The sequence below is a fragment of the Streptomyces sp. NPDC001068 genome (assembly GCF_042897315.1).
Taxonomy (GTDB): Bacteria; Actinomycetota; Actinomycetes; order Streptomycetales; family Streptomycetaceae; genus Streptomyces.
In genome coordinates, this window is the sequence record NZ_JBIAYD010000014.1 from 207063 (window position 1) to 227753 (window position 20691).

The following is a 20691-nucleotide window of genomic DNA, read 5'->3' on the forward strand; positions in this document are numbered from 1 at the left end:
CTTCTCGTGAACGGCGGGTGGCCGTCACTCGCCGGGGTGGTTGCCCTCCATGGCCAGCAGCTCCTCGTTGGGAATGGCGCCGCCGAACCGGCGGTCCCGGGAGGCGAATTCGAGGCACGCGCGCCACAGGTCGCGGCGGTCGAAGTCGGGCCACAGGACGTCCTGGAAGACCATCTCGGCGTAGGCGCTCTGCCAGAGCAGGAAGTTGGAGGTGCGCTGCTCGCCGCTGGGGCGCAGGAACACGTCCACGTCCGGCATGTCGCCGTAGTACATGTGCTTCTGGATGGTCTTCTCGGAGATCTTCGACGGGTCGAGCCGGCCGGCCTTGACCTCCTCGGCGATCGACTGCACCGCGTCGGCGATCTCGGCGCGGCCGCCGTAGTTCATGCAGAAGTACAGGGTGAGCAGGTCGTTGTCCTTGGTCTGCTCCTGGGCGACCTGGAGTTCCTTGGCGACCGACTTCCACAGCCGGGGCATCCGGCCCGCCCAGCGCACCCGGATGCCGAGCTCGTCGAGCTGGTCGCGGGTCTTGCGGATGAAGTCGCGGTTGAAGTTCATGAGGAAGCGGACCTCTTCGGGCGAGCGCTTCCAGTTCTCGGTGGAGAAGGCGTAGAGGGAGATGTTGCGGACGCCGATCTCGATGGAGCCCTGGAGCACGTCGAGGACGCGCTCGGCGCCGACCTTGTGCCCCTCGGTGCGCGGCAGCCCGCGCTCCTTGGCCCAGCGGCCGTTGCCGTCCATGACTATGGCCACATGGCTCGGGACCAGCTCGCCCGGGAGCTTGGGCGGGCGGGCACCGGACGGGTGCGGTTCCGGCGTCCTGTACTCGCGGCGCCGGCTCCCCAGGATCCCGCGTACGACCATGTGCTTCTCGTCTCCCTCTGAGCTTTTCGCTAGCTTTTCTCGACGTACCTGAGCGAGCGCAGCCCCCGCTCCAGGTGCCAGTGCAGATAGGCGGACACCAGCCCGCCGCCCTCCCGGACGTGCCGCGCCTCGGCCGCGTCCGCCGTCTCCCAGTCTCCCGTAAGCAGCGCGCCGAGGAGAACCAGGGTCTGCGGCGAGGGTACGACGCTGCCGGGCACCCGGCAGTCGACGCAGACGCTGCCGCCCGAGGCCACCGAGAAGAAACGGTTCGGACCGGGCATACCGCACTTGGCGCAGGAGTCGAAGCTCGGGGCGTAGCCGTTGACGGCCAGGGAACGCAGCAGGAAGGCGTCGAGGACGAGGTGGGGCGCGTGCTCGCCGCGGGCGAGTGTCCGCAGCGCCCCCACCAGCAGCAGGTACTGCTGCACGGCCGGTTCGCCCTCGTGGTCCGTGAACCGCTCGGCGGTCTCCAGCATGGCGGTCCCGGCGGTGTAGCGCGCGTAGTCGGCGACGATCCCGCCGCCGTACGGCGCGATGGTCTCGCTCTGCGTGCACAGTGGCAGCCCGCGCCCGACCAGTTCGCTCCCCCGCGCGAAGAACTGCACGTCGACGTGGGAGAACGGCTCCAGCCGGGCCCCGAACTTCGACTTGGTCCGCCGCACCCCGCGCGCGACGGCCCGCACCCGGCCGTGTTCACGGGTGAGCAGCGTGATGATCCGGTCCGCCTCACCCAGCTTCTGGGTGCGCAGCACGATGCCGTCGTCGCGGAACAGACTCATGGGCCCATTCTGCCCTGCCGGGCCGCAGGACCGGTCCGCACCGGAGCCTTCACGGCACCTCGCCGCGGCTGCGGGCGTCGGCGTGGGCGGTCGCCGCGCTGAGCCGTTCGGCCTGGGTCGCGATCCGGACGGCGTCCGGGCGGGCGTCCCACTCCCGTCCGCCCCCGTACGGCCTCAGCTGCACGTAGGGGCCTTCGTGCCCCATGACGACGCCCAGCCGTCCGGTGCGGGTGTCGACGGCGCAGGAGCCGGCGGGGAGAGTCTTCGCGTTCACCTCACCTGGCTCCCCCGCCCCCGGGAGTTTCACGCTTCGCATCACCGGGGTGGCGCTGCGTGCCTACACTCGGCCGGAGTCCGTCCCGGAGTCCGTCCCGGAGTCCGTCCCGGAGTCCGTCCCGGAGTCCGTCCCGGGGTCCGGGCGCCGGTCAGGCGGTCCCGGTCACATCAGGCCCGCCGCGGCGAGGTGCTTGCCGACGCGGCCGGTCTCCGTCTCCGACAACGGCACCTGCGGCTCCGCGGTGACCGGGGACCCGATGACCCCGCGCAGGTGCAGCGCCGCCTTGAACGCGCCCAGCGCCGCCGAGCTGCCGCCCATCCGGCGCCCGTCCCCGGCGTGGACCATCCCGAACAGCCCGCACAGCCGCTCCTGTTCGGCCCGCGCCCGCTCCCAGTCACCGGCCCGGCACAGCCGGTGCAGGCGGACGTAGCCGTCCGGGTCGACGTTGGCGAGGCCGGGCACCGCCCCGTCGGCGCCGAGCGCGAGGGCCGAGTCGACGGTGAGCTCGGAGCCGGTCAGCGCGCTGAAGCCGGACAGGCCCCGGCTGCCGGTGACGACCTCCCGGAAGGCCGCCAGGTCGCCGCTGGAGTCCTTCAGGCCGGCCAGCGTCCCCTCGCCGGCCAGTTCCAGCACCAGGTCCGCGGGGAGCTTGGTGTGGACGGCGGACGGGATGTCGTAGGCGATGACCGGGACCGGCGAGCCCTCCGCGACCAGGCGGAAGTGGCGGGCGATCTCGGCCGGGTGGGTGCGGGTGTAGAAGGGGGCGGTGACGACCACCGCGTCCGCGCCGGCCGAGGTGACGGACTCGACGTGGTCCAGGACCCGGGGGGTCGTCATGTCGATGACGCCCGCCAGGACCGGGAGCCGGCCGGCCGCGTGGGCGGCCACCGTCTCGGTGACCACCCGGCGCTGCCGGTCCGTCAGGTACGCCGCCTCCGAGGTCGAGCCGAGCACGAACAGGCCGTCCACCCCGGCCGCGACCAGATGGTCCACGAGCCTGCGCAGGGAGGGGACGTCCACCTCGCGGTCCGGTGTCAGGGGGGTGCAGACGGGCGGTACGACACCGGTCAGCGGGGTGGTCAGCGTCATCAGGTCTCCCTGGGCAGGCTGTGGCTCGGCTGGTCCTCCTGCACAGGATGGTGACAGCGGTAGCGGTGACCCTCGCGTGACGCGGCCGTGAAGTCAGGCATGCGGACGGCACACTCGTCGTCCGCCCGCCAGCAGCGGGTGCGGAACGGGCACCCGGACGGCGGCCGGGTCGCCGAGGGCACCGGACCGGTCAGCGGGATGGGGTCGATCGGGCGGAGCAGGCCGGGGGCGGCGGAGAAGAGGGCCCTGGTGTACGGGTGCCGGGCGTGGTCGGTGACCTCGGCGGCCGGGGTCTCCTCGACGATCCGCCCCAGGTACATGGTGATCACCCGGTCGCTCATCCGGCGGACCGTCTGGATGTCGTGGGAGACGAAGACCATGGCGAGGCCGAGCCGCTCGCGCAGGTCCAGGAGGAGGTTGAGGATCTGCGCGCGGACCGAGACGTCCAGCGCGCTGGTGGGTTCGTCCGCCACCACCAGGCCGGGGTCCAGGGCCAGCGCCCGTGCGATCGCCACCCGCTGGCGCTGCCCGCCGGAGAGCCGGCCCGGCAGGGCCTCGGCGAGGCCCCGGTCCAGGCCGACGAGGCTCATCAGCTCCCGTACCCGGTCCTCCCGTTCGGCCTTCGTGCCGCGCTCGTGGACGTCCAGCGGATCGCGCAGGATGCGCCGGACCGGCAGCCTGCGGTTGAGGGCCGTCGACGCGTCCTGGAAGATCATGCCGGTGCCGGCGCCGACCGTCGAACGGCGTTCGGCCGGGGACATCGACCACAGGTCGCGGCCGTGGAAGGCGACCGTGCCCGAGGTCGGCCGCTGGATGCCGACCAGGACCTTCGCCAGCGTCGACTTCCCGCACCCCGACTCGCCGACCACGCCGACCGTCTCGCCGCGCGCCACGGTGAGGTCGGCGCCGGTCAGCGCGTACACCCGCTCCCCGCCGAGGAGGCCGCCGCCGCGGGCCCGGTGCACCACGTGGACGCCGGTCAGCTCCACCGCGCTCACGTCACCGCCTCCGTGCTCACCAGGTCGACGGCCGGATGGTGGCAGGCCGCGGTGTGGACGGGGGAGCCGGTGAGGTCCGGTGCGGTGGCCCGGCAGACGCCGCTCGCCGCCGGGCAGCGGTCCGCGAAGCGGCAGCCCGCCGGGAAGCCGGCCGGGGACGGCACCACGCCCGGGATCTGGGTGAGGCGTTCGGCACCGGACTCCAGCGACAGCACGCTGCCGAGCAGGCCGCGGGTGTAGTGGTGGGTCGGGGAGCCCACCAGCTCGGCCGTGACGCCGGTCTCGACGAGCTGCCCGCCGTACATCACCACCACCCGGTCGGTGACGTCGGCGACGAGGGCCAGGTCGTGGGAGACCAGGATCAGCGCGAAGCCGAGCTCCTCGCGCAGCCGCAGCAGGAGCTCCATCACCTGGGCCTGGACGGTGACGTCGAGGGCGGTGGTCGGTTCGTCGGCGATGATCAGGCGGGGGTCCCGGGAGAGGGCCATCGCGATCAGGACACGCTGGCGCTGGCCGCCGGAGAGCTCGTGCGGGTAGCTGCGGAGGGTCCGGCCGGGGTCCAGGCCGACGAGGGCGAGGAGTTCGGCGGGGGTGCGGTGGCCGCCGCGTCTGGTCAGCTGCCTGAGCTGGGCGGCGACGGTCATGGAGGGGTTCAGGGAGGACAGGGCGTCCTGGTGGACCATCGCGATCTCGTGGCCGAGGAGGCGGCGGTGGGGGGTGGTGAGGTCGACGGGCGGGCGCGGGTGCGTTCCCGCGCCGGCGTCGAAGAGGATCTCGCCCGTCACCCTGGCCGTCCTCGGCTGCAGACCCATGATCGTCAGAGCCGTCAGGGACTTTCCGCAGCCCGACTCCCCCACCAGGCCCAGGACCTCGCCGGGATACACCTCGAAGCCGATGCCGTCGACGACGTCCACGCCCCGGTGGCGGTCGCCGAAGCCGATCGCGAGGTTCCTGACCGACAGCACCGGTGGGCCCTCCCGGGACGGCAGCGGGCGGGCCCGGGCCCGCAGCCGTCCGGCGGCCTCGGCCAGTGAGGGAAGGTCCACGACCCCGCCCCGCCCGACGGCCTCGACCGGATCGGTCCCCACCGGATCGGCCTCCACCGGATCGCCCTCCGCCGGATCGGTACCCGCCGGTTCCGTCTCCCGAGCCGCCGGTGAGGCCCAGGCGTCCGAGACGCCCTCGGAGAGGACGTTCAGGGACAGGACGGTGAGCAGGATCAGCAGGCCCGGGAAGAGGGTCGCCCACCAGCCGCCGGTGAGCACCATGTTCCGGCCGTCCGCGATGACACTGCCCCAGGACGGGTCCGGGGGCCGCACGCCCGCGCCGATGAAGGACAGGGACGCCTCGAAGACGATCGCCTCGGCGACCTGGACCGTGCAGAAGACCAGGACGGGGGCGAGGCAGTTGACCGCCACGTGGCGTACGACGATGTGCGGGGTGCGGGCCCCGATCACGCGCTCCGCGGTGACGTAGTCCTCGCCGTACTGGTCCAGGACGTTCGCCCGTACGACCCGTGCCACCGGCGGGGTGAAGAGGAAGGCGATCGCGCAGATCAGGACCGTGATGCCGCCGCCGAAGACGGCGACCAGGACGGCGGCCAGGGCGATGCCCGGGAACGCCATCACCACGTCCAGGCAGCGCATCAGGGTCTCGTCGACGCCCTTGCGGGAGGTGGCCGCGAGGGCGCCGAGCAGGGCCCCGGCGACCAGGGCGAGGCCGGTCGCGCCGAGGCCGATCGCCAGCGACCATCGGGCGCCGTACATCAGCCGGCTGAGGATGTCCCGGCCGAGGCTGTCCTGGCCCATCCAGTGGCCGGCGGAGGGGTGCCCGGTGCCGTCGACGGGGGTCTGCTGGGCGAGGGGGTCGTCGGGCGCGAGCAGGGGCGCGCAGGCGGCCACCAGGGCGACCAAGGCCAGGAGGACGAGGGCCGCCCTGGACGGCGGGGGGAGCCTGCGCAGCCGGACGCCGGGCCGGGCCAGGGCGGTGGTGAGGGCCGAGCGGGTGGACGTCGTCATGCCGCCTCCCTCAGACGGGGGTTGACCAGCAGGTAGAGGACGTCGATGACGAGGTTGACGACGACGAAGCCGGTCGCGGTGGTGAGGACCACGCCCTGGACGACGGCCGGGTCGCCGTTCTGCACGGCGTCGATCATCAGCTTGCCCATGCCGGGCAGGGCGAAGACGGTCTCGATGACGACGGCGCCGCCGAGCAGGTAGCCGACCCGCAGGCCGAGCACGGTCAGGGGGTTGACGAGGGCGTTGCGCAGGACGTTGCGGCCGATCACGACGTGGGGCGGCAGGCCGCTGCCGATCGCCGTGCGCACGTAGTCCCTGTCGAGTTCCTCGACCACCGAGGTGCGGACGATCCGGGTGAGCTGGGCGGCGACCGGGAGGGAGAGCGCGAGGGCGGGCAGGGTCATGGTCCGCAGCCAGCCGGTGACGGAGTCCTGCGGGTTGATGTAGCCGCCGGAGGGGAACCAGCCCCGGCCGACCGCCAGGTACTGGATCATCAGCAGTGCCAGCCAGAAGGCGGGGGCGGCGACGCCGACGAGGGAGAGCGCCCGGACCGCCTGGTCGGGCCAGCGGTCGCGGTGGACGGCTGCCGTGACGCCGCCGGCCAGTGCCAGGACGACCGCGATGCCGAGGCCGAGGAAGGTCAGCTGGAGGGTGAGCGGCAGGGCGGTGGCGACCTGGTCGAGGACCGGGGTGCGGGTGAGGGCACTGGTGCCGAGGTCCCCGTGGAGCAGGCCCTCGACGAAGTGGACGTAGCGCAGGGGCAGGGGGTCGAGCAGGCCGTTGCGTGCGCGGAAGTCGTGGAGTTGCCGCGGGGTGGGGTTGGCGCCCTGGAAGAACGCGGACGCCGGGTCGACGTCGGAGAAGCGCATCACCAGGAACACGAACAGGGCGATGCCGAGCAGCAGCGGCACCAGCAGGGCGACGCGGCGCAGCAGGATGCGCAGGACGGCGTTCATGCCGTCAGACCCACTTGGCCGTCAGGACGTTGATACCGGGGTAGGGCTGGGCCCTTATGCCGGTGACCCGGCGCGGGTCCCAGGCGGTGATCAGCTCGTTGTGGACGACCGGGTAGAGGACGGCCTGTTCGGCGACGATGTCGACGTAGTCCTGGATCATCGTCCTCTTCCTGTCCGGATCCGGTTCGCGGGTGGCCGCGTCCATGTCCGCGAAGAGCCGCTTGGCGACGGCGTCGTCGGCCCACCGGGCGTAGCCCGTCCAGAGGTTCTCGGGGCCGTAGTTGTAGTGCATGACCAGGTCGGCGTCGAGGCCGAACTGGTTGGGGTTCGAGACGGCGGCGACGACCTGGTAGTCCTGTCTCTGGTCCATCTTGGTGAACACGGCCGTGGTCTCCTGCGGGGAGAGGGTCGTGGCGACGCCGATCGCGTCCCAGCACGACTTGATGGTGGGCAGGCAGTCGACGAGCCAGCTCACGTTGACGGCGAGGATGTCGATCCGGAGCCCGCTGACGCCGGCGGCCGCCAGGAGCGCCTTCGCCCGGCCGGGGTCGTACCCGTAGACCGTCTTCGCTCTGCGGTAGGCGGGGTTGGCCTCGTCCAGGAAGGAAGTCGCCGCCTTTCCGTGGCCCTTGAGGGCGACCTCGACGATCTTCTCCTTGTCGATGGCGTAGTGCAGGGCCTGGCGGACCCGGACGTCGTCGAAGGGCTTGTGCCGCGTGTTGAACATCAGGAACAGGTTGTTCATCCCGGCGCCGCCGCCGACCGACAGTCCGCCGCGCCGGAGGCGGTCGATGTTGGCGTAGGGGATGTTGTCGGAGATCTGCGCGCCCGCGTCGGCTCCGGAGATCCTCGCCACCCGGGAGGCCGCGTCGACGACGGTCAGCCAGTTCATCCGCCGGAAGGCGGGCCTGCGGGGGCCGTTGTACCCGCCGTACGCGGCGAAGGTGGTGTTCGACTTCGGGTGGTGCGCGGTCTGCCGGTACGGCCCGGTGCCGACCGCGAGTCCCTTGATCGCGTCGTCCCAGGCGCCGGGCCGGGAGAAGACGTGCCGCGGCATGATCTTGGCGAGGGTGAGCCGGGCGATCCCGTCCGGGAAGGGGAATCCGAGGACCAGGTCGACGGTCCGGGTGTCGACCCCGCGGACCTCCTTCAGCCAGCCCGTGAAGAAGCCCTTGGCGAGGGTCTGGGTGCCCGGGTCGAGGATCCGGTCGAAGACGAAGACGACGTCGTCGGCGGTGACCGGCCTGCCGTCGTGGAAGGTGGCGCCGGGGCGCAGGGTGAACCGCCAGGTGGTGGCGGACGGGTCGGCGGGCAGCCGGGTCGCCAGCGCCGGGTAGGGGGCGCGGGTGATCGGGTCGGTGTCGGCGAGGCCCTCGTAGATGTGGTTGTTGGCGGCCATCGCGAACGCGGACGCGGTCTGGGTCGGGTCCCAGCTGCCGTCGTTGCCGTAGCCGATGACGGCGGTGAGGGTGCGGTCCGCGCCGGTGCCGCCGAGGTCGATCGTGGACCTGGGGCCGCAGCCCGGCAGCGTCGTCAGCGAGGCGGCCGCCCCCAGGGCTCCGGCGTGTCTCAGGAACGTCCTGCGGCCATGGGTCGCCTCGTCGCGCACGGTGCCTCCAGCGTGGGGGAAAGGAGACGTCGGACGTCATGTGATAGCGCGACCATAAGAGGGGGTTTCGGGGCGGTCAAGGCAGCACACACGAATGGCGTAAACCATCAGAGGTCGGACCAATGGTGCGGGGGCGAGCCGGGGGCGGGCGTGCCCGGCGCCCTCGCCCCCGGCGGTCGCGGCGCCAAGGGCTGTCCCGTGATCCCCGGCGGGTCGGCGCACGGCGTGAGAAGCGGTGCATCGCAAGGCGGAGGGTCGACCTCATACCGGGCGTATTCGGGCGGCCCCGACAACGCTGCGAGGTGCCGTAGCCGTCGTCGTGCGCCCGCCGGGGATCACGGGACAGCAGCCCTCAGGGGAGCGTCTTCTCGTAGGACCTGTCCTGGTCGGAGTCGTAGACGAGCTTGCCGGTCCGGTCGTATCCCCTGACCCGGGGCGCCTCGGTGACCTGCCGGTCCAGGGTGCCGGTGGCGACGAACCAGCCGTGGTCCAGCACGGCCTCGCGTGTGCTGTCGCCGTAGGAGACGGTCACCTTGCCGACCGAGCCGCGGCAGGCGCCGACGAAACCCCACCGGAACGGCAGCTTCCAGTGCCCCTTGTCGAGGTAGGACTGCTGGTAGAGCCTGCCGGCGTTCATGTCGGGGGCCACCGCGACCAGGGAGTCGCCGAAGGGGTCGCCGAGGCTGGTGTTCAGCCCCTGCGCCTCGCCGCCCTTGACCGTGCAGATCAGCCGGGCCGGCGTGGGCCGCGCGCGCACGGCGACCACGGAGAAGCCGTCGCCGGGCGAGTTGGCGTCACCGGTGGCCTTCATCGCGAGGACGATCCGGTAGTCGGCGGCCGTTCCGAGGTCGCGGTAGGTGGGGTCCTTGGCGATGTGGTTCGCCCTGTTGTACGCGATGCACCGGTCGAGCCCGTCGGCGGCCTGCTGGTAGCCGATGCCGTCGAGGAGCTGCCCCGTTGTCGCGGGCCGCGCCGGGCCGGACGGCACCGGCGTCGGCGTCGGCGTCGGGCGGGCGCTGGCCCGCACGGACGGATCGGGCCGCGCCGGGGTCACCGCGGCACCCCCGCCGCCGCCGATCGCGTACGCGCCGACCGGCAGGACCGCCAGGATCGCCAGCGCCGCCCCGGTCACCCCGAGGCGCCGGCGGCGGCGCTCCAGCACGCCCCGCCGCCGGATCTCCGGATACGGCACCGGGGGCGGCCGCAGAGCCGAGGCGTCCCCCGCCAGCAGCGTGCGGATCCGGTCCTCGAAGTCCGGATCGGCCTGCGTGCCCTGCTTCTCGCCGCTCACCTGGTGCCTCCCTGCCCGGATCCCGCGTGGCTCATGGCCTGGGCGAGCCCGGGAAACGTACGCAACTTCGCCAGGCCCTTGGAGGCCTGGCTCTTGACCGTGCCCGGGGAGCAGCCCAGCACGTCGGCGACCTCCGCCTCGGACAGGTCCTCCCAGTACCGCAGCACCACCACCGCGCGCTGCCTGGACGGCAGTTGCGCGAGGGCGGCGAGCAGGGTGCCGCGCTCGTCGGCCCGGGAGACCGCGTCGTCGTACCCGGCGCGCTCGGGCGGCGCGGCGGTCAGCGACTCCGTGACCCGTCGCTTGCGGAACCGGTCGCTGTTGCAGCTGACCAGCATGCGGCGGACGTACGCCTCCGGACGGTCGGTGCCGGAGACCCGGCGCCACGACCGGTACGCCTTCGCCAGCGCGGTCTGCGTGAGGTCCTCCGCGTGGTGCGGGTCACCGGTGAGCAGATAGGCGGTCCGCACCAAGTGGGACCACCGTGCTCTGACGAATTCCTGGAACTGGGCCTCGAGTTCGGCCTGCATGAGCCACCCCCCTCGCCCTCCAGACCACCGGCGGCGCCGATTCGGTTGCCCGGTTCGGGGCGGCGGCCCGTGGCGGGCCGCCGGGCTCACTACCGGGGCGCCGCGACCCGCCGGAACTCGATGGTGTCGTACGCCGTCCGCGTGCCCGTCTCGTACAGCACCCCCGCCGTGCTCCTGTCCACCTGCACCAGGTCCGAGTAGGCGGCCTTCTGTCCGGACAGGGTCAGCAGCATGTCGAAGCTGATGCCCTCGTCGGTGCTGGTCCACAGGGCCATGGCCTTGCGAGCCGTCGGGACCGAGGGGGCGGAGAACAGCAACGGGGCGTCGAAGCCCTGCAACTGGAGGACCGACCCTTCGACCACCGGGACCTGGCGCAGGCTCGGCTGGACGGTGTAGACCGCGTCCAGGCTCTCGCCGCCGTCGCTCGACCAGGCGTCGAGGCGGTTGCCCGGGCTGCTGCCGTTCTGGTCCCGGGCGTTGAAGTAGATCCGGCCGCCGGGTAGTTGGGCGGCGGTCGTCTCGTTGACGTTGTCCCGGCCGGTGTAGGACTCGTCGACGAAGCCGAGATGCCAGCTGCGGCCGCCGTCGTCGCTGTAGATGGCGTGGCCGCCGTAGTACCTGGCCTCCTGGCCGGTGTCGGCGGAACCGGGGCGCGGTGTGCCGGAGTGGTCTGCGGCGACGATAAGGCGGCCGCGGTGCGGTCCCTCGGTGACGGCGACGGCGTGGCCGGGACCGGTGGCGTACCAGCGCCAGCCGGCGGGCTTGACCTGCGCCGTGATCTCCCGTGGCGCGGTGAAGGACCGGCCGTCGCTCCTGCTGCGCTGCACGAACACCCGGCGGCTCTGCTCCTTGGTGACCTGGCCGCGCATGATCTGCGCCTCGCTCACCGAGCCGTCGTTGTAGGTGGTCACCAGGACGACCTCGCCGGTGCGCGGGTCGACCACGGGTGCCGGGTTGCCCCGGGTGTTCCCCTTGCCGTCGGCCACCACCTGGAGCGGGCCCCAGGTGCAGCCGCCGTCGGCGGAGCGCCTGAGCACGACGTCGATGTCACCGCTGTCGCCGGTGGTGGTGTGCCGGCCCTCGGCGAAGGCGAGCAGGGTGCCGTGCCAGGTGCGGACGGCGGCCGGGATGCGGTACTGGGCGTAGCCGCCCGCGCCGGACACGTACGGCACGGAGGACTCGCAGGTGGCCGCCCAGGCCCTGGGCTGGACGGTGAACGCCCCGAGCAGCAGGGCGGCGGCGAGGGAGATCCGGCTCACACGGGTCGCAGAAGACACATGGCTCACCCTTCCATGGTCCTCCCCGCCGGTTCCACCGCACTCCCGCAACGGCCGAACGGGTCGGGCGCTCTGGCGCACCGTCAGGTCAGGAGGGGGTACGGGCCGCGGCCAGCAGGCGGGTCACGTCGGCGGCGCAGATGGTCAGGGCGGCGCCGACGGTGCCGAGGACCTCGCGTTCGGCGTTGGTGTAGGGGCCGTCGGCGAGCGCGATCCGGGCGGCCTGCAGGAGCAGGGACTCGCGGCCGCCGGGGGCGAGGTGCGGGGCCAGCGGGTCGAGGGCCTCGTGCAGCTCTATCGCGAGGCTCGCCCCGCCGGGCTGTTCGAAGACCCGGCCGGTGTCGGCGGCGAGCGCGTCGACGAGCGCGCCGAGCCGGTCCTCCGTGGCGTCCTCGAAGCCGGCCGCGCGGACCGTGGCCGCGGCCGCCTCCAGGGAGGGGCGGGCACAGGTGCCGCCCGCGGCGAGGACGGCGAGGGCGACGGTGTGCACGGCGTCGCGGAGCATCGCCGAGAAGCGCGAGGTGGTGGGGTGGTCGAGCACGTCGGTGCCGAAGTGGCGGCGGCAGGCGGCGCACTCCACGACCGGCCCGGTGGTGCCGCGCGGCAGTACGGGCACGCCGAGCAGGGTGAAGCGGCGACGGCCGGTGAGCCGCTGGTAGTTGCGGTCGCCTCCGCAGCCGGGGCAGAAGAACTCGCCGTCGCCGACGGGCGTCCATGCGGTGCGGGTGCCCAGAATGCGGGCAGGCCTGGTGGTTCGGCCGTCTCGTCCCCGTACTGGCAGCACGTCGCACCTCCTTAACGCCGTGGCAACATCGCCACCGCTGGCGTGATGTTAGCCACATCGGTGAGGTGGAGTCAGTACCCCGTACGAGACCTTTCCGTGACCTCCACGGCCGGATGGCCGGTATACGACGGGGCCCTGATCGCCGCAGAGAGCGATCAGGGCCGGTAAACCGCCGGTCAGAGTGGTTATCGCGTGGCGCGGTTGACGGCGGAGACGACCGCCTTCAGTGACGCACGCGTCGTGTTCGCGTCGATCCCGATTCCCCACAGAACCTTGTCGCCGATCGCGCACTCGATGTACGAGGCGGCCTGTGCGGAGGCGCCCTCGCTCATCGTGTGCTCCTGGTAGTCCAGGAGCCGTACGTCGATGCCCAGGCCCTGCAGCGCGTCGAAGAACGCGGAGATCGGGCCGTTGCCGGAGCCGGTCAGGACGGTGTCCTCGCCGTCGACGGTGGCCTCGACGGTGAGGGTGTCCACCCCGTCGGTGTCGGTGGTCGACTGGCCCGTCCGCACCTGGACGCGGCCCCAGGCGTTCTCCGGGTTCGGCAGGTACTCGTCCTGGAAGACCGCCCAGATGTCGGAGCCGGTGACCTCGCCGCCCTCGGCGTCCGTCTTCGCCTGGATCAGCTTCGAGAACTCGATCTGCATCCGGCGGGGCAGGTCCAGCTTGTGGTCGTTCTTCAGGACGTAGGCGACACCGCCCTTGCCGGACTGCGAGTTGACCCGGATGACCGCCTCGTAGGAGCGGCCGACGTCCTTCGGGTCGATCGGCAGGTACGGCACCGCCCACTCGATGTCGTCGACGGTGACGCCCTTCGCGGCCGCGTCGGCCTCCATGGCGTCGAAGCCCTTCTTGATGGCGTCCTGGTGGGAGCCGGAGAAGGACGTGTAGACCAGGTCGCCCACGTACGGGTGGCGCGGGTGGACCTCCATCTGGTTGCAGTACTCCCACGTACGGCGGATCTCGTCGATGTCGGAGAAGTCGATCTGCGGGTCGACGCCCTGCGAGAACAGGTTCATGCCGAGGGTGACCAGGTCGACGTTGCCGGTGCGCTCGCCCTGCCCGAACAGGCAGCCCTCGACGCGGTCGGCGCCGGCCATCAGCGCCAGTTCGGCGGCGGCGACGGCGGTGCCGCGGTCGTTGTGCGGGTGGATCGAGAGCACGACGTGCTCGCGGCGGGACAGGTTGCGGTGCATCCACTCGAAGCGGTCCGCGTGCGTGGACGGCGTGGAACGCTCCACGGTGGCGGGCAGGTTGAGGATGATCTCGCGACCCGGACCGGGCTGGTAGACGTCCATCACCGCCTCGCAGACCTCCAGCGCGAAGTCCAGCTCGGTGTCGGTGAAGATCTCGGGGCTGTACTGGTAGCCGAACTCGGTCTCGGGGCCCAGCAGTTTCTCCGCGTACTCCATCACCAGGCGGGTGCCGTCGACGGCGATCTGCTTGATGTCGTCCCTGGAGCCGCGGAAGACCACCCGGCGGAAGACCGGGGCGGTGGCGTTGTACAGGTGGACGGTGGCCCGCCGGGCGCCCTTCAGCGACTCCACGGTCCGCTCGATCAGGTCCTCGCGGGCCTGGGTCAGCACGGAGATCGTGACGTCGTCCGGGATCGCGCCCTCTTCCTCGATGATCGAGCGCACGAAGTCGAAGTCGGTCTGGCCGGAGGCCGGGAAGCCGACCTCGATCTCCTTGTAGCCCATCTTGACCAGCTGGTCGAACATCCGGCGCTTGCGCTCGGGAGACATGGGGTCGATCAGGGCCTGGTTGCCGTCGCGCAGGTCGGTGGAGAGCCAGCGGGGCGCGGTGGTGATGCGCTGCTGGGGCCAGGTGCGGTCCGGGATGTCGACCTGGTCGTAGCGGCCGTACTTGTGTACCGGCATGGTGGTGGGCTGCTGGCGGTTGGCCATGATGCGGGGCTCCTCAGGATGTCCGGAAGGACGGCCGACGACGCAACACGAAGCTCCGCGGGGAGGGAGTCGACCTGGACTACAGGCCCTCGCCGCGGCAGCTAAGAAGAAGCAGCCCGAAACGCATGATGCTCCGCATGCTAGTCGAGCCCCCTTCGGACGCGGGGCGCCGTATCAGTATGCGGGACCGTGGGGACGAAGGGGACAAAACGTGCGCCATACCACCCACCCTCACGGAGAGTCATCAGTTGTCGCGGTATTTCATCAATCATGGTTGCGGGTAGTGACATCGACGTGACCCAGTGCGAGGGTGCGGTGCATGACGACCAACGGGGGCTCTGAGCCCGTCATCCGCCGCACGCCCGTTTTCTGCGGGATCGTGCCGCCGCACATCCTCGACCAGCTCGCCCGGCACGAGGACGGCGCGCTCGCCGACTCCGCCCTGCGCACGCTGCAGCACGACTCCGCGGCCCGTACCCGCCGCCGGGTCACCGCCGGGCGCACCCCGGCCGCCGTCGCCGCCCCGGCGGCCCCGGACAGCGCCCCGCGCCGCACGGTCTACGACGCCGGACACGGCACCGACCTGCCCGGCACCAAGGTCCGCGAGGAGGGCTCCGAGCCCGGTCAGGACGCCAGCGTCAACCGCGCCTACGCCGGCCTCGGCGCCACCTTCGAGCTGTATCTGAAGGCGTACGAGCGCGACTCCATCGACGGCAGCGGACTCGCGCTCGACGCGAGCGTGCACTACGACCGCGACTACGACAACGCCTTCTGGAACGGCGAGCAGATGGTGTTCGGCGACGGCGACGGCGAGATCTTCACCGACTTCACCAGCTCCGTCGACGTCATCGGCCACGAGCTCACGCACGGCGTCACCCAGTACACCGCCAACCTGGAGTACTACGGCCAGTCCGGCGCGCTCAACGAGTCGGTCTCGGACGTCTTCGGCTCGCTCATCAAGCAGTACTCCCTCGGCCAGAGCGCCGACCAGGCCGACTGGCTGATCGGCGAGGGCCTGCTCGCCTCCGGCGTGCGCGGTGTGGCGCTGCGCTCGATGAAGGCCCCGGGCACGGCGTACGACGACCCCCGCCTCGGCAAGGACCCGCAGCCCGCGACCATGGCGGAGTACGTGCGCACCAGCCGCGACAACGGCGGCGTGCACATCAACTCCGGCATCCCCAACCACGCCTTCTACCTGCTCGCCGCGGCCCTCGGCGGCAACGCCTGGGAGCGGGCCGGGCTGATCTGGTACGACGTGCTCACCGGCGGCGAGCTGCGCACGGACGCCCGTTTCACGGACTTCGCGAAGCTCACCGTGGCGGCGGCCAGGGCCCGCTTCAAGGAGGGCGAGGAGACCGAGGCCGTCCTCAAGGCGTGGGAACAGGTGGGTGTGCAGACCGCCTGATCGCGTACTACACAGGGACCCATGCGTATTCAGGTGAGGCGTACGGGCGGGTTCGCGGGCATCGAGCGGCGGGCCGAGGTGGACACCTCGGGGCGGCCCGACGCCCAGGAGTGGCAGACCCTGGCCGAGCACGCGCTCGCGGCCGGCCGGGGCGCGCCGCCGCAGGGGGTGCCGGACGGGTTCGCGTACCGGATCACGGTGGACGAACGGACGGTGTACGCGGCCGATCCGCATCTGACCGCCGAGCAACGGGAGCTGATCACAAGGGTGTTGAAGGAGGGTGCCTGAACCGCGTCGGCAACGGGTAGTTCACGCGCAGACGTTGACTTCCGTTACCGGCGGTAAGGATGATCCCGGCCATGGCGACTGACGCGGTCCATCCGATACCCCCGCTCCCCGGTTTCCCCGACGGTTTCCTCTGGGGTGTGTCGACCTCGGCCCACCAGATCGAGGGCGCGGTGGAGGAGCGCGAGCCCTCCGTGTGGGACGTGTTCTCGGCCGGGCCGGGCCGGATCAAGGACGGTTCGACGGCCGCGGTGGCCTGCGACCACGTCCACCGGTACCGCGAGGACGTGGCCCTGCTGGCCGATCTCGGCGTGGACGCGTACCGCTTCTCGGTCTCCTGGCCGAGGGTGCGCTCGGCGGGCGGCCTGGACTTCTACGACCGGCTGGTGGACGAGCTGTGCGCGGCGGGCGTACGCCCGGTCCCCACCCTCTTCCACTGGGACCTGCCGACGGCCCTCCAGGAGGCGGGGGGCTGGCTGGAGCGGGACACCGCCGCCCGGTTCGCCGAGTACGTCTCGACGGTCGCGGACCGGCTCGGCGACCGCGTCAGGAAGTGGATCACCCTCAACGAACCGGCCGAACACACCCTGTTCGGCCACGCCCTGGGCGCCCACGCCCCCGGCGAACGGCTGATGTTCGACGCGCTCCCGGTCGCCCACCACCAGCTCCTCGCCCACGGCTTGGCGGTAGGGGCGCTGCGCGCGGCCGGCGCCGCCGACATCGGCATCGCCAACTCCCACGGCCCCACCTGGCCGGCCTCACGGGAGCAGCCGGACCTGGAGGCGGCCGGCTTCTACGACCTCCTCCTCAACCGCCTGTTCGCGGAGCCGATTCTGCTGGGCGAGTACCCGGAGGGCATGGGCGACCTGATGCCGGGCGACGTCGCCGCCGACCTGAAGGTGATCTCCGAGCCGCTCGACTGGTACGGCGTCAACTACTACGCCCCGACGAGGGTGGGCGCCCCGAAGGGCACCGAGATCGAGTTCGGCGGACTCACCCTCCCCGCCGAACTCCCCTTTTCCGTACAGGACATCGAGGACGTCCCGGTGACGGACTTCGGCTGGCCGGTGGTCCCCGAGGGCCTCACCGAACTCCTCACCGGCTTCCGGGACCGCTACGGCGACCGGCTGCCGCCGGTCGTCATCACCGAGAACGGCTGCTCCTACGAGGGCCTCGACGACCAGGACCGGATCGCCTACCTGGACGGCCACGTCCGGGCGCTGCACCGGGCGGCGGAGGCCGGGGTGGACGTACGCGGCTACTTCGTCTGGTCGCTGCTGGACAACTTCGAGTGGGCGGAGGGGTACGCCCGCCGCTTCGGCCTGGTGCACGTGGACCACGACACCCGGGCGCGGACGCCGAAGTCGTCGTACGGCTGGTACCGGGACCTGCTGCGGGCGCAGAGATCCCGGGCGCGCGGATGACCACCACGCGTGAGCCGGCCGCGCTCGCCGAACCCGACGAGCGGGTCGGCCGGGGCTGGACGTCGGCGCTCTCCCTCGCCAACGGGGCGATCTGGGTGGGCTGGTACGGCCCCCTGCAGATCCTCCTGGCCTCGCAGGCGAAGGACTTCGCACCCGGCTCCGGGATGTCGAAGGAGACGATGCTGGCCTGGGTGACGGGGGTCGGCGCGGTGGTGTCGCTGGCCGCGAACCCGGTCTTCGGCGCGCTGTCGGACCGCACCGCCTCCCGCCGGGGCCGCCGCACGCCGTGGATCGTGGCCGGCACGGCGGGCGGGGCGCTGTCCCTGCTGCTCCTAGCGGGCGCCGGCGGCGTCTGGACCATGACGCTGGGCTGGTGCCTGGTCCAGCTGACGCTGAACGCCGCCTTCGCGGCCGTCACGGCTGCCGTGCCGGACCGGGTGCCCAGGACCCAGCGGGGCGCGGTGGGCGGCTGGCTGGGCGCCGCGCAGATCCTCGGGGTGGTCGGCGGCACCGGGCTGGCGACGGCCGCCGGGGGAATCGGGGCGGGCTATGCGGCGTGCGCGGTGTTCACGGCGGCCGGCGTCCTGCCGTACGTGCTCCGGTACCCGGACCTGAGGCTGGCACCGGCGGACCGGCCGCCCTGGTCCTGGCGGGACTTCCTGGCCGGGTTCTGGCTCAGTCCGCGCCGGTACCCGGACCTGGGCTGGGCCTGGCTGACCCGTTTCCTGATCAACCTCAGCAACTCCCTGGTCCTGCTCTACCTGCTCTACTACCTTCGCGACCGCCTGCACCGCGCCGATCCCGACCAGGGGGTGCTGATCCTGACGGCGGTCAACGGGCTGACCCTGATGGCCACCGTCGTGGTCGGCGGCATCTGGTCGGACCGGGCGGGCCGGCGCAAGCCGTTCGTGGTCTGGTCCGGGATGCTGATGGCGGCGGCGACGGCACTGCTCGCGGCCTGGCAGACCTGGCCGGGGGCGATCGTCGCGGCGGCCTTCCTCGGCATCGGCTTCGGCGTGTTCACCTCGGTCGACTTCGCCCTGATGACGGACGTCCTGCCGAAGGCCGCCGACCGTGGCAAGGACCTCGGCGTCATCAACGTGGCCAACGCCCTGCCCCAGGTCGCCGCGCCCGCCCTCGCCGCACCGATCGTGACCTACCTGGGCGGCTACCGGGTGCTGTACCTGGTCGCGGCGGTGATCGGGCTGGCGGGGGCGTGGCTGGTGGGGCGGATCCGCGGGGTCGACTAGGCCGTGCTCACGGGGCTGGCGTGCTCACGGGGCTGGCGTGCTCACGGGGCTGGGCCGTGCTCACAGGGCGCCGGCGTCGCGGGCGGTCCACACGCTCGGGTGGATCGGCCGGAAGCCGAGGTCGCGGCGGATCCGCTGGTTCGACATGATCCCGAACCAGGGGTCGGCGTCGGTGCGGGAGTACTGGTCCGCGGGCATCTCCACGCCGTTGAGCCGGTACAGCTCGACGGTCGTGACCGGCGCGTCGTCGGCGATGTTGTAGAGCGGGCCGTTCACCGCCGGGGCGTACAGCAGACGCATCAGGCCCTGGCCGACGTCCGCGTGGTGGGCCATCTGGAGCCGCTGGGCGGGCGCCCAGTTCACGGCCCAGCGCATGACGGCGGCCAGGTGCGGGTCTCCTTCGCCGTAGACGAACGGCAGCCGCCCGATCCGCACCTCCATGGCGCCCGCCAGCGCGAGCAGCTCCCGCTCGGCGACCGCCTTGGACTCGGGGTAGGCGCCCCACAGCTCGCCGCCGGGCCGGCTCTCGTCCTCCTCGGTGAGCGGCCGGCCGCGCCCGGTGCCGTACACGTTCCCGGTGCTGACCTGCACGAACCGTCGTACGCCGGCCGAGAGCGCGGCCTTGCCGAGGGCCACCGCGGCATCGCGGTTGACGGCCCACGCCTCCTCGTCCGGCACCCCGCGGAAGGCCGCGGCGACGTTCACGACGGCGTCCACCCCGGCGACGGCCTTGCCGAGCGCCTCCTCGTCCCGCAGGTCGCCGACGGCCACCTCGGCGCCGAGGGCCGCGAACGGCTCGCCGCGGGCCGCGTCCCGCACCAGCACGCGAACCCGCTCCCCCGGCAGGGTCTGGCCGAGCAGCCTGGGCACGAACCGCCGCCCGACCTGTCCGGTCGCTCCGGTGACAAGAGTGATCATGTTCTTCTCCTTCTGCGCTTCCGTTCCGGTGCCACCACCCTCGACCGGCCGGGACCCGACCGGGAGAGACCTCCCGATCAGGGGATCGGGAGTCCCTGGATAAGCCCGGCGCCCCGCGTCACCCTGGAGGGGTGAACCGCCCCGAACTGGCCGACTTCCTGCGCCACGCCCGCACCCGCCTGGACCCCGCCGACGTGGGCCTGGCCGCCGGCGCCCGCCGCCGCACGCCTGGCCTGCGCCGCGAGGAGGTGGCGTCCCTGGCCGGCATGTCGGCGGACTACTACACCCGGCTCGAGCAGTCCCGGGGCCCGCGCCCGTCCCGCCAGATGCTCACGGCGATGGCCCGCGCGCTGCGCCTGACGGAGGACGAACGCGACCACCTGTTCCACCTGGCCGGCGAGGAGCCCCCGCGCCGGGAGGCGACGAGCACGCACGTCCGCCCCGGCCTGCTCCTGGTCCTGGACCGGCTGCACGACACCCCGGCGCTGGTGGCGACCGACTACGGCGAGGTCCTGGCCCAGAACGCGTTGTCGCGGGCGCTCAGCGGCGACGTCCTGGCCCGCCCGCCGCGCGAACGCAACCTGCTCCGCCGCTACTTCCTGGACCCGTCGGCCCGCGACCTGTTCCCGCCGGAGGACCGGCCGGCCCACACCCGGGACCATGTGGCCAACCTGCGGGCGGTGACCGCGGCCCGCCCAGCCGACCCGGCCCCCGCCGCCCTCGTCGCCGAACTCCTGGCGGGCAGCGAGGAGTTCGCCCGCCTGTGGGCCGAACACGAGGTGGCGGTCCGCCGCGCCACCGTCAAACGCTTCCTGCACCCCACCGTCGGCCTCCTGGAACTGGACTGCGAGGTCCTCCTCAACGCCGACACCCATCAGCAACTGGTCGTCCACACCGCCCGCCCGGGCACGGCCTCCCACGAACGCCTGCAACTGCTCAGGGTGGTGGGCCTGCAGGACATGGCCCCGAGCCGCGGTTGACCCGCCCGGTACCTTTGCCGGAACGCACGCGCAATGGGTGAACGACGGCG

Annotated in this window: 19 protein-coding genes; 5 read left to right on the forward strand and 14 right to left on the reverse strand. The window is 72.5% G+C overall.

Annotated elements, in window-relative coordinates:
* Positions 1–24 precede the first annotated feature (24 nt).
* The 13 genes from ACFY3I_RS35295 to leuA all read right to left on the reverse strand — a co-directional run bounded on the left by ACFY3I_RS35295 (position 25) and on the right by leuA (position 14379).
* Entirely contained in the window at positions 25–864 is an 840-nt protein-coding gene (locus tag ACFY3I_RS35295; protein WP_365295767.1) for an isoprenyl transferase, read from the reverse strand.
* A gap of 29 nt (positions 865–893) precedes the next feature.
* Positions 894–1643, reverse strand: a complete 750-nt coding sequence (gene recO, locus ACFY3I_RS35300; protein WP_390865071.1) for a DNA repair protein RecO — start codon at positions 1641–1643, stop codon at positions 894–896.
* Between the two features lie 49 nt (positions 1644–1692).
* Positions 1693–1917: a hypothetical protein gene (locus ACFY3I_RS35305; protein ID WP_390865167.1), complete on the reverse strand. Its 225-nt coding sequence runs from the start codon at positions 1915–1917 to the stop codon at positions 1693–1695.
* A 165-nt stretch (positions 1918–2082) separates the two neighbouring features.
* The gene (locus ACFY3I_RS35310) at positions 2083–3009 is read right to left on the reverse strand and encodes a dihydrodipicolinate synthase family protein (protein ID WP_365295770.1); all 927 of its coding nucleotides are present in this window, start codon (positions 3007–3009) and stop codon (positions 2083–2085) included.
* The gene (locus tag ACFY3I_RS35315; RefSeq protein ID WP_390865072.1) at positions 3009–4007 is read right to left on the reverse strand and encodes an oligopeptide/dipeptide ABC transporter ATP-binding protein; all 999 of its coding nucleotides are present in this window, start codon (positions 4005–4007) and stop codon (positions 3009–3011) included. The genes ACFY3I_RS35310 and ACFY3I_RS35315 overlap by 1 nt, the downstream gene beginning before the upstream one ends.
* Positions 4004–6025, reverse strand: a complete 2022-nt coding sequence (locus ACFY3I_RS35320; RefSeq protein ID WP_390865073.1) for a dipeptide/oligopeptide/nickel ABC transporter permease/ATP-binding protein — start codon at positions 6023–6025, stop codon at positions 4004–4006. The genes ACFY3I_RS35315 and ACFY3I_RS35320 overlap by 4 nt, the downstream gene beginning before the upstream one ends.
* On the reverse strand, positions 6022–6981 hold the full coding sequence (locus ACFY3I_RS35325) for an ABC transporter permease (RefSeq protein ID WP_365295775.1): 960 nt from the start codon (positions 6979–6981) through the stop codon (positions 6022–6024). The genes ACFY3I_RS35320 and ACFY3I_RS35325 overlap by 4 nt, the downstream gene beginning before the upstream one ends.
* A gap of 4 nt (positions 6982–6985) precedes the next feature.
* A complete protein-coding gene (locus ACFY3I_RS35330) occupies positions 6986–8590 on the reverse strand; it encodes an ABC transporter substrate-binding protein (protein WP_390865074.1) in 1605 nt (534 codons plus the stop codon).
* A gap of 352 nt (positions 8591–8942) precedes the next feature.
* A complete protein-coding gene (locus ACFY3I_RS35335; protein WP_390865075.1) occupies positions 8943–9881 on the reverse strand; it encodes a hypothetical protein in 939 nt (312 codons plus the stop codon).
* Positions 9878–10411: a SigE family RNA polymerase sigma factor gene (locus ACFY3I_RS35340; protein WP_365295781.1), complete on the reverse strand. Its 534-nt coding sequence runs from the start codon at positions 10409–10411 to the stop codon at positions 9878–9880. Before ACFY3I_RS35340 ends, ACFY3I_RS35335 begins: the two co-directional genes overlap by 4 nt.
* Positions 10412–10500: 89 nt before the next feature.
* Positions 10501–11688, reverse strand: a complete 1188-nt coding sequence (locus ACFY3I_RS35345; RefSeq protein ID WP_390865077.1) for an exo-alpha-sialidase — start codon at positions 11686–11688, stop codon at positions 10501–10503.
* Positions 11689–11776: 88 nt separating this feature from the next.
* Complete coding sequence (locus ACFY3I_RS35350) at positions 11777–12472, reverse strand: TerB family tellurite resistance protein (protein WP_365295783.1); 696 nt, start codon at positions 12470–12472, stop codon at positions 11777–11779.
* Between the two features lie 185 nt (positions 12473–12657).
* A complete protein-coding gene (leuA, locus tag ACFY3I_RS35355) occupies positions 12658–14379 on the reverse strand; it encodes a 2-isopropylmalate synthase (protein WP_390865078.1) in 1722 nt (573 codons plus the stop codon).
* A 319-nt stretch (positions 14380–14698) separates the two neighbouring features.
* On the opposite strand from leuA, the gene ACFY3I_RS35360 reads away from it, so the two are divergent.
* The 4 genes from ACFY3I_RS35360 to ACFY3I_RS35375 are packed head-to-tail and all read left to right on the forward strand — an operon-like array spanning position 14699 to position 18743.
* The gene (locus ACFY3I_RS35360) at positions 14699–15784 is read left to right on the forward strand and encodes a M4 family metallopeptidase (protein WP_390865079.1); all 1086 of its coding nucleotides are present in this window, start codon (positions 14699–14701) and stop codon (positions 15782–15784) included.
* A 21-nt stretch (positions 15785–15805) separates the two neighbouring features.
* Positions 15806–16072 (forward strand): protealysin inhibitor emfourin, encoded by a 267-nt coding sequence (locus tag ACFY3I_RS35365; protein ID WP_365295789.1) that lies wholly within the window; start codon positions 15806–15808, stop codon positions 16070–16072.
* Between the two features lie 59 nt (positions 16073–16131).
* Positions 16132–17493 carry a GH1 family beta-glucosidase gene (locus tag ACFY3I_RS35370; RefSeq protein WP_390865080.1) on the forward strand — a complete coding sequence of 454 codons (1362 nt, stop codon included), beginning with the start codon at positions 16132–16134 and terminating at the stop codon, positions 17491–17493.
* Positions 17490–18743, forward strand: coding sequence for an MFS transporter (locus ACFY3I_RS35375; RefSeq protein ID WP_390865081.1), 1254 nt, complete (start codon positions 17490–17492; stop codon positions 18741–18743). Before ACFY3I_RS35370 ends, ACFY3I_RS35375 begins: the two co-directional genes overlap by 4 nt.
* 60 nt (positions 18744–18803) lie before the next feature.
* Here the strand turns inward: ACFY3I_RS35375 and ACFY3I_RS35380 are convergent, their stop codons facing one another.
* Entirely contained in the window at positions 18804–19661 is an 858-nt protein-coding gene (locus ACFY3I_RS35380) for an NAD(P)-dependent oxidoreductase (protein ID WP_365295795.1), read from the reverse strand.
* A gap of 131 nt (positions 19662–19792) precedes the next feature.
* Between ACFY3I_RS35380 and ACFY3I_RS35385 the strand changes: the two genes are divergently transcribed.
* On the forward strand, positions 19793–20641 hold the full coding sequence (locus ACFY3I_RS35385; protein WP_365295797.1) for a helix-turn-helix transcriptional regulator: 849 nt from the start codon (positions 19793–19795) through the stop codon (positions 20639–20641).
* The last annotated feature ends 50 nt before the right edge of the window (positions 20642–20691 follow it).

Bases quoted from the DNA above. Each gene is read 5' to 3' on its own strand.
- ACFY3I_RS35295 (WP_365295767.1), bottom strand. From the start codon at position 864: ATGGTCGTACGCGGGATCCTGGGGAGCCGGCGCCGCGAGTACAGGACG.
- recO (WP_390865071.1), bottom strand. From the start codon at position 1,643: ATGAGTCTGTTCCGCGACGACGGCATCGTGCTGCGCACCCAGAAGCTG.
- ACFY3I_RS35310 (WP_365295770.1), bottom strand. From the start codon at position 3,009: ATGACGCTGACCACCCCGCTGACCGGTGTCGTACCGCCCGTCTGCACC.
- ACFY3I_RS35320 (WP_390865073.1), bottom strand. From the start codon at position 6,025: ATGACGACGTCCACCCGCTCGGCCCTCACCACCGCCCTGGCCCGGCCC.
- ACFY3I_RS35325 (WP_365295775.1), bottom strand. From the start codon at position 6,981: ATGAACGCCGTCCTGCGCATCCTGCTGCGCCGCGTCGCCCTGCTGGTG.
- ACFY3I_RS35340 (WP_365295781.1), bottom strand. From the start codon at position 10,411: ATGCAGGCCGAACTCGAGGCCCAGTTCCAGGAATTCGTCAGAGCACGG.
- leuA (WP_390865078.1), bottom strand. From the start codon at position 14,379: ATGGCCAACCGCCAGCAGCCCACCACCATGCCGGTACACAAGTACGGC.
- ACFY3I_RS35360 (WP_390865079.1), top strand. From the start codon at position 14,699: ATGACGACCAACGGGGGCTCTGAGCCCGTCATCCGCCGCACGCCCGTT.
- ACFY3I_RS35365 (WP_365295789.1), top strand. From the start codon at position 15,806: ATGCGTATTCAGGTGAGGCGTACGGGCGGGTTCGCGGGCATCGAGCGG.
- ACFY3I_RS35370 (WP_390865080.1), top strand. From the start codon at position 16,132: ATGATCCCGGCCATGGCGACTGACGCGGTCCATCCGATACCCCCGCTC.
- ACFY3I_RS35375 (WP_390865081.1), top strand. From the start codon at position 17,490: ATGACCACCACGCGTGAGCCGGCCGCGCTCGCCGAACCCGACGAGCGG.
- ACFY3I_RS35380 (WP_365295795.1), bottom strand. From the start codon at position 19,661: ATGATCACTCTTGTCACCGGAGCGACCGGACAGGTCGGGCGGCGGTTC.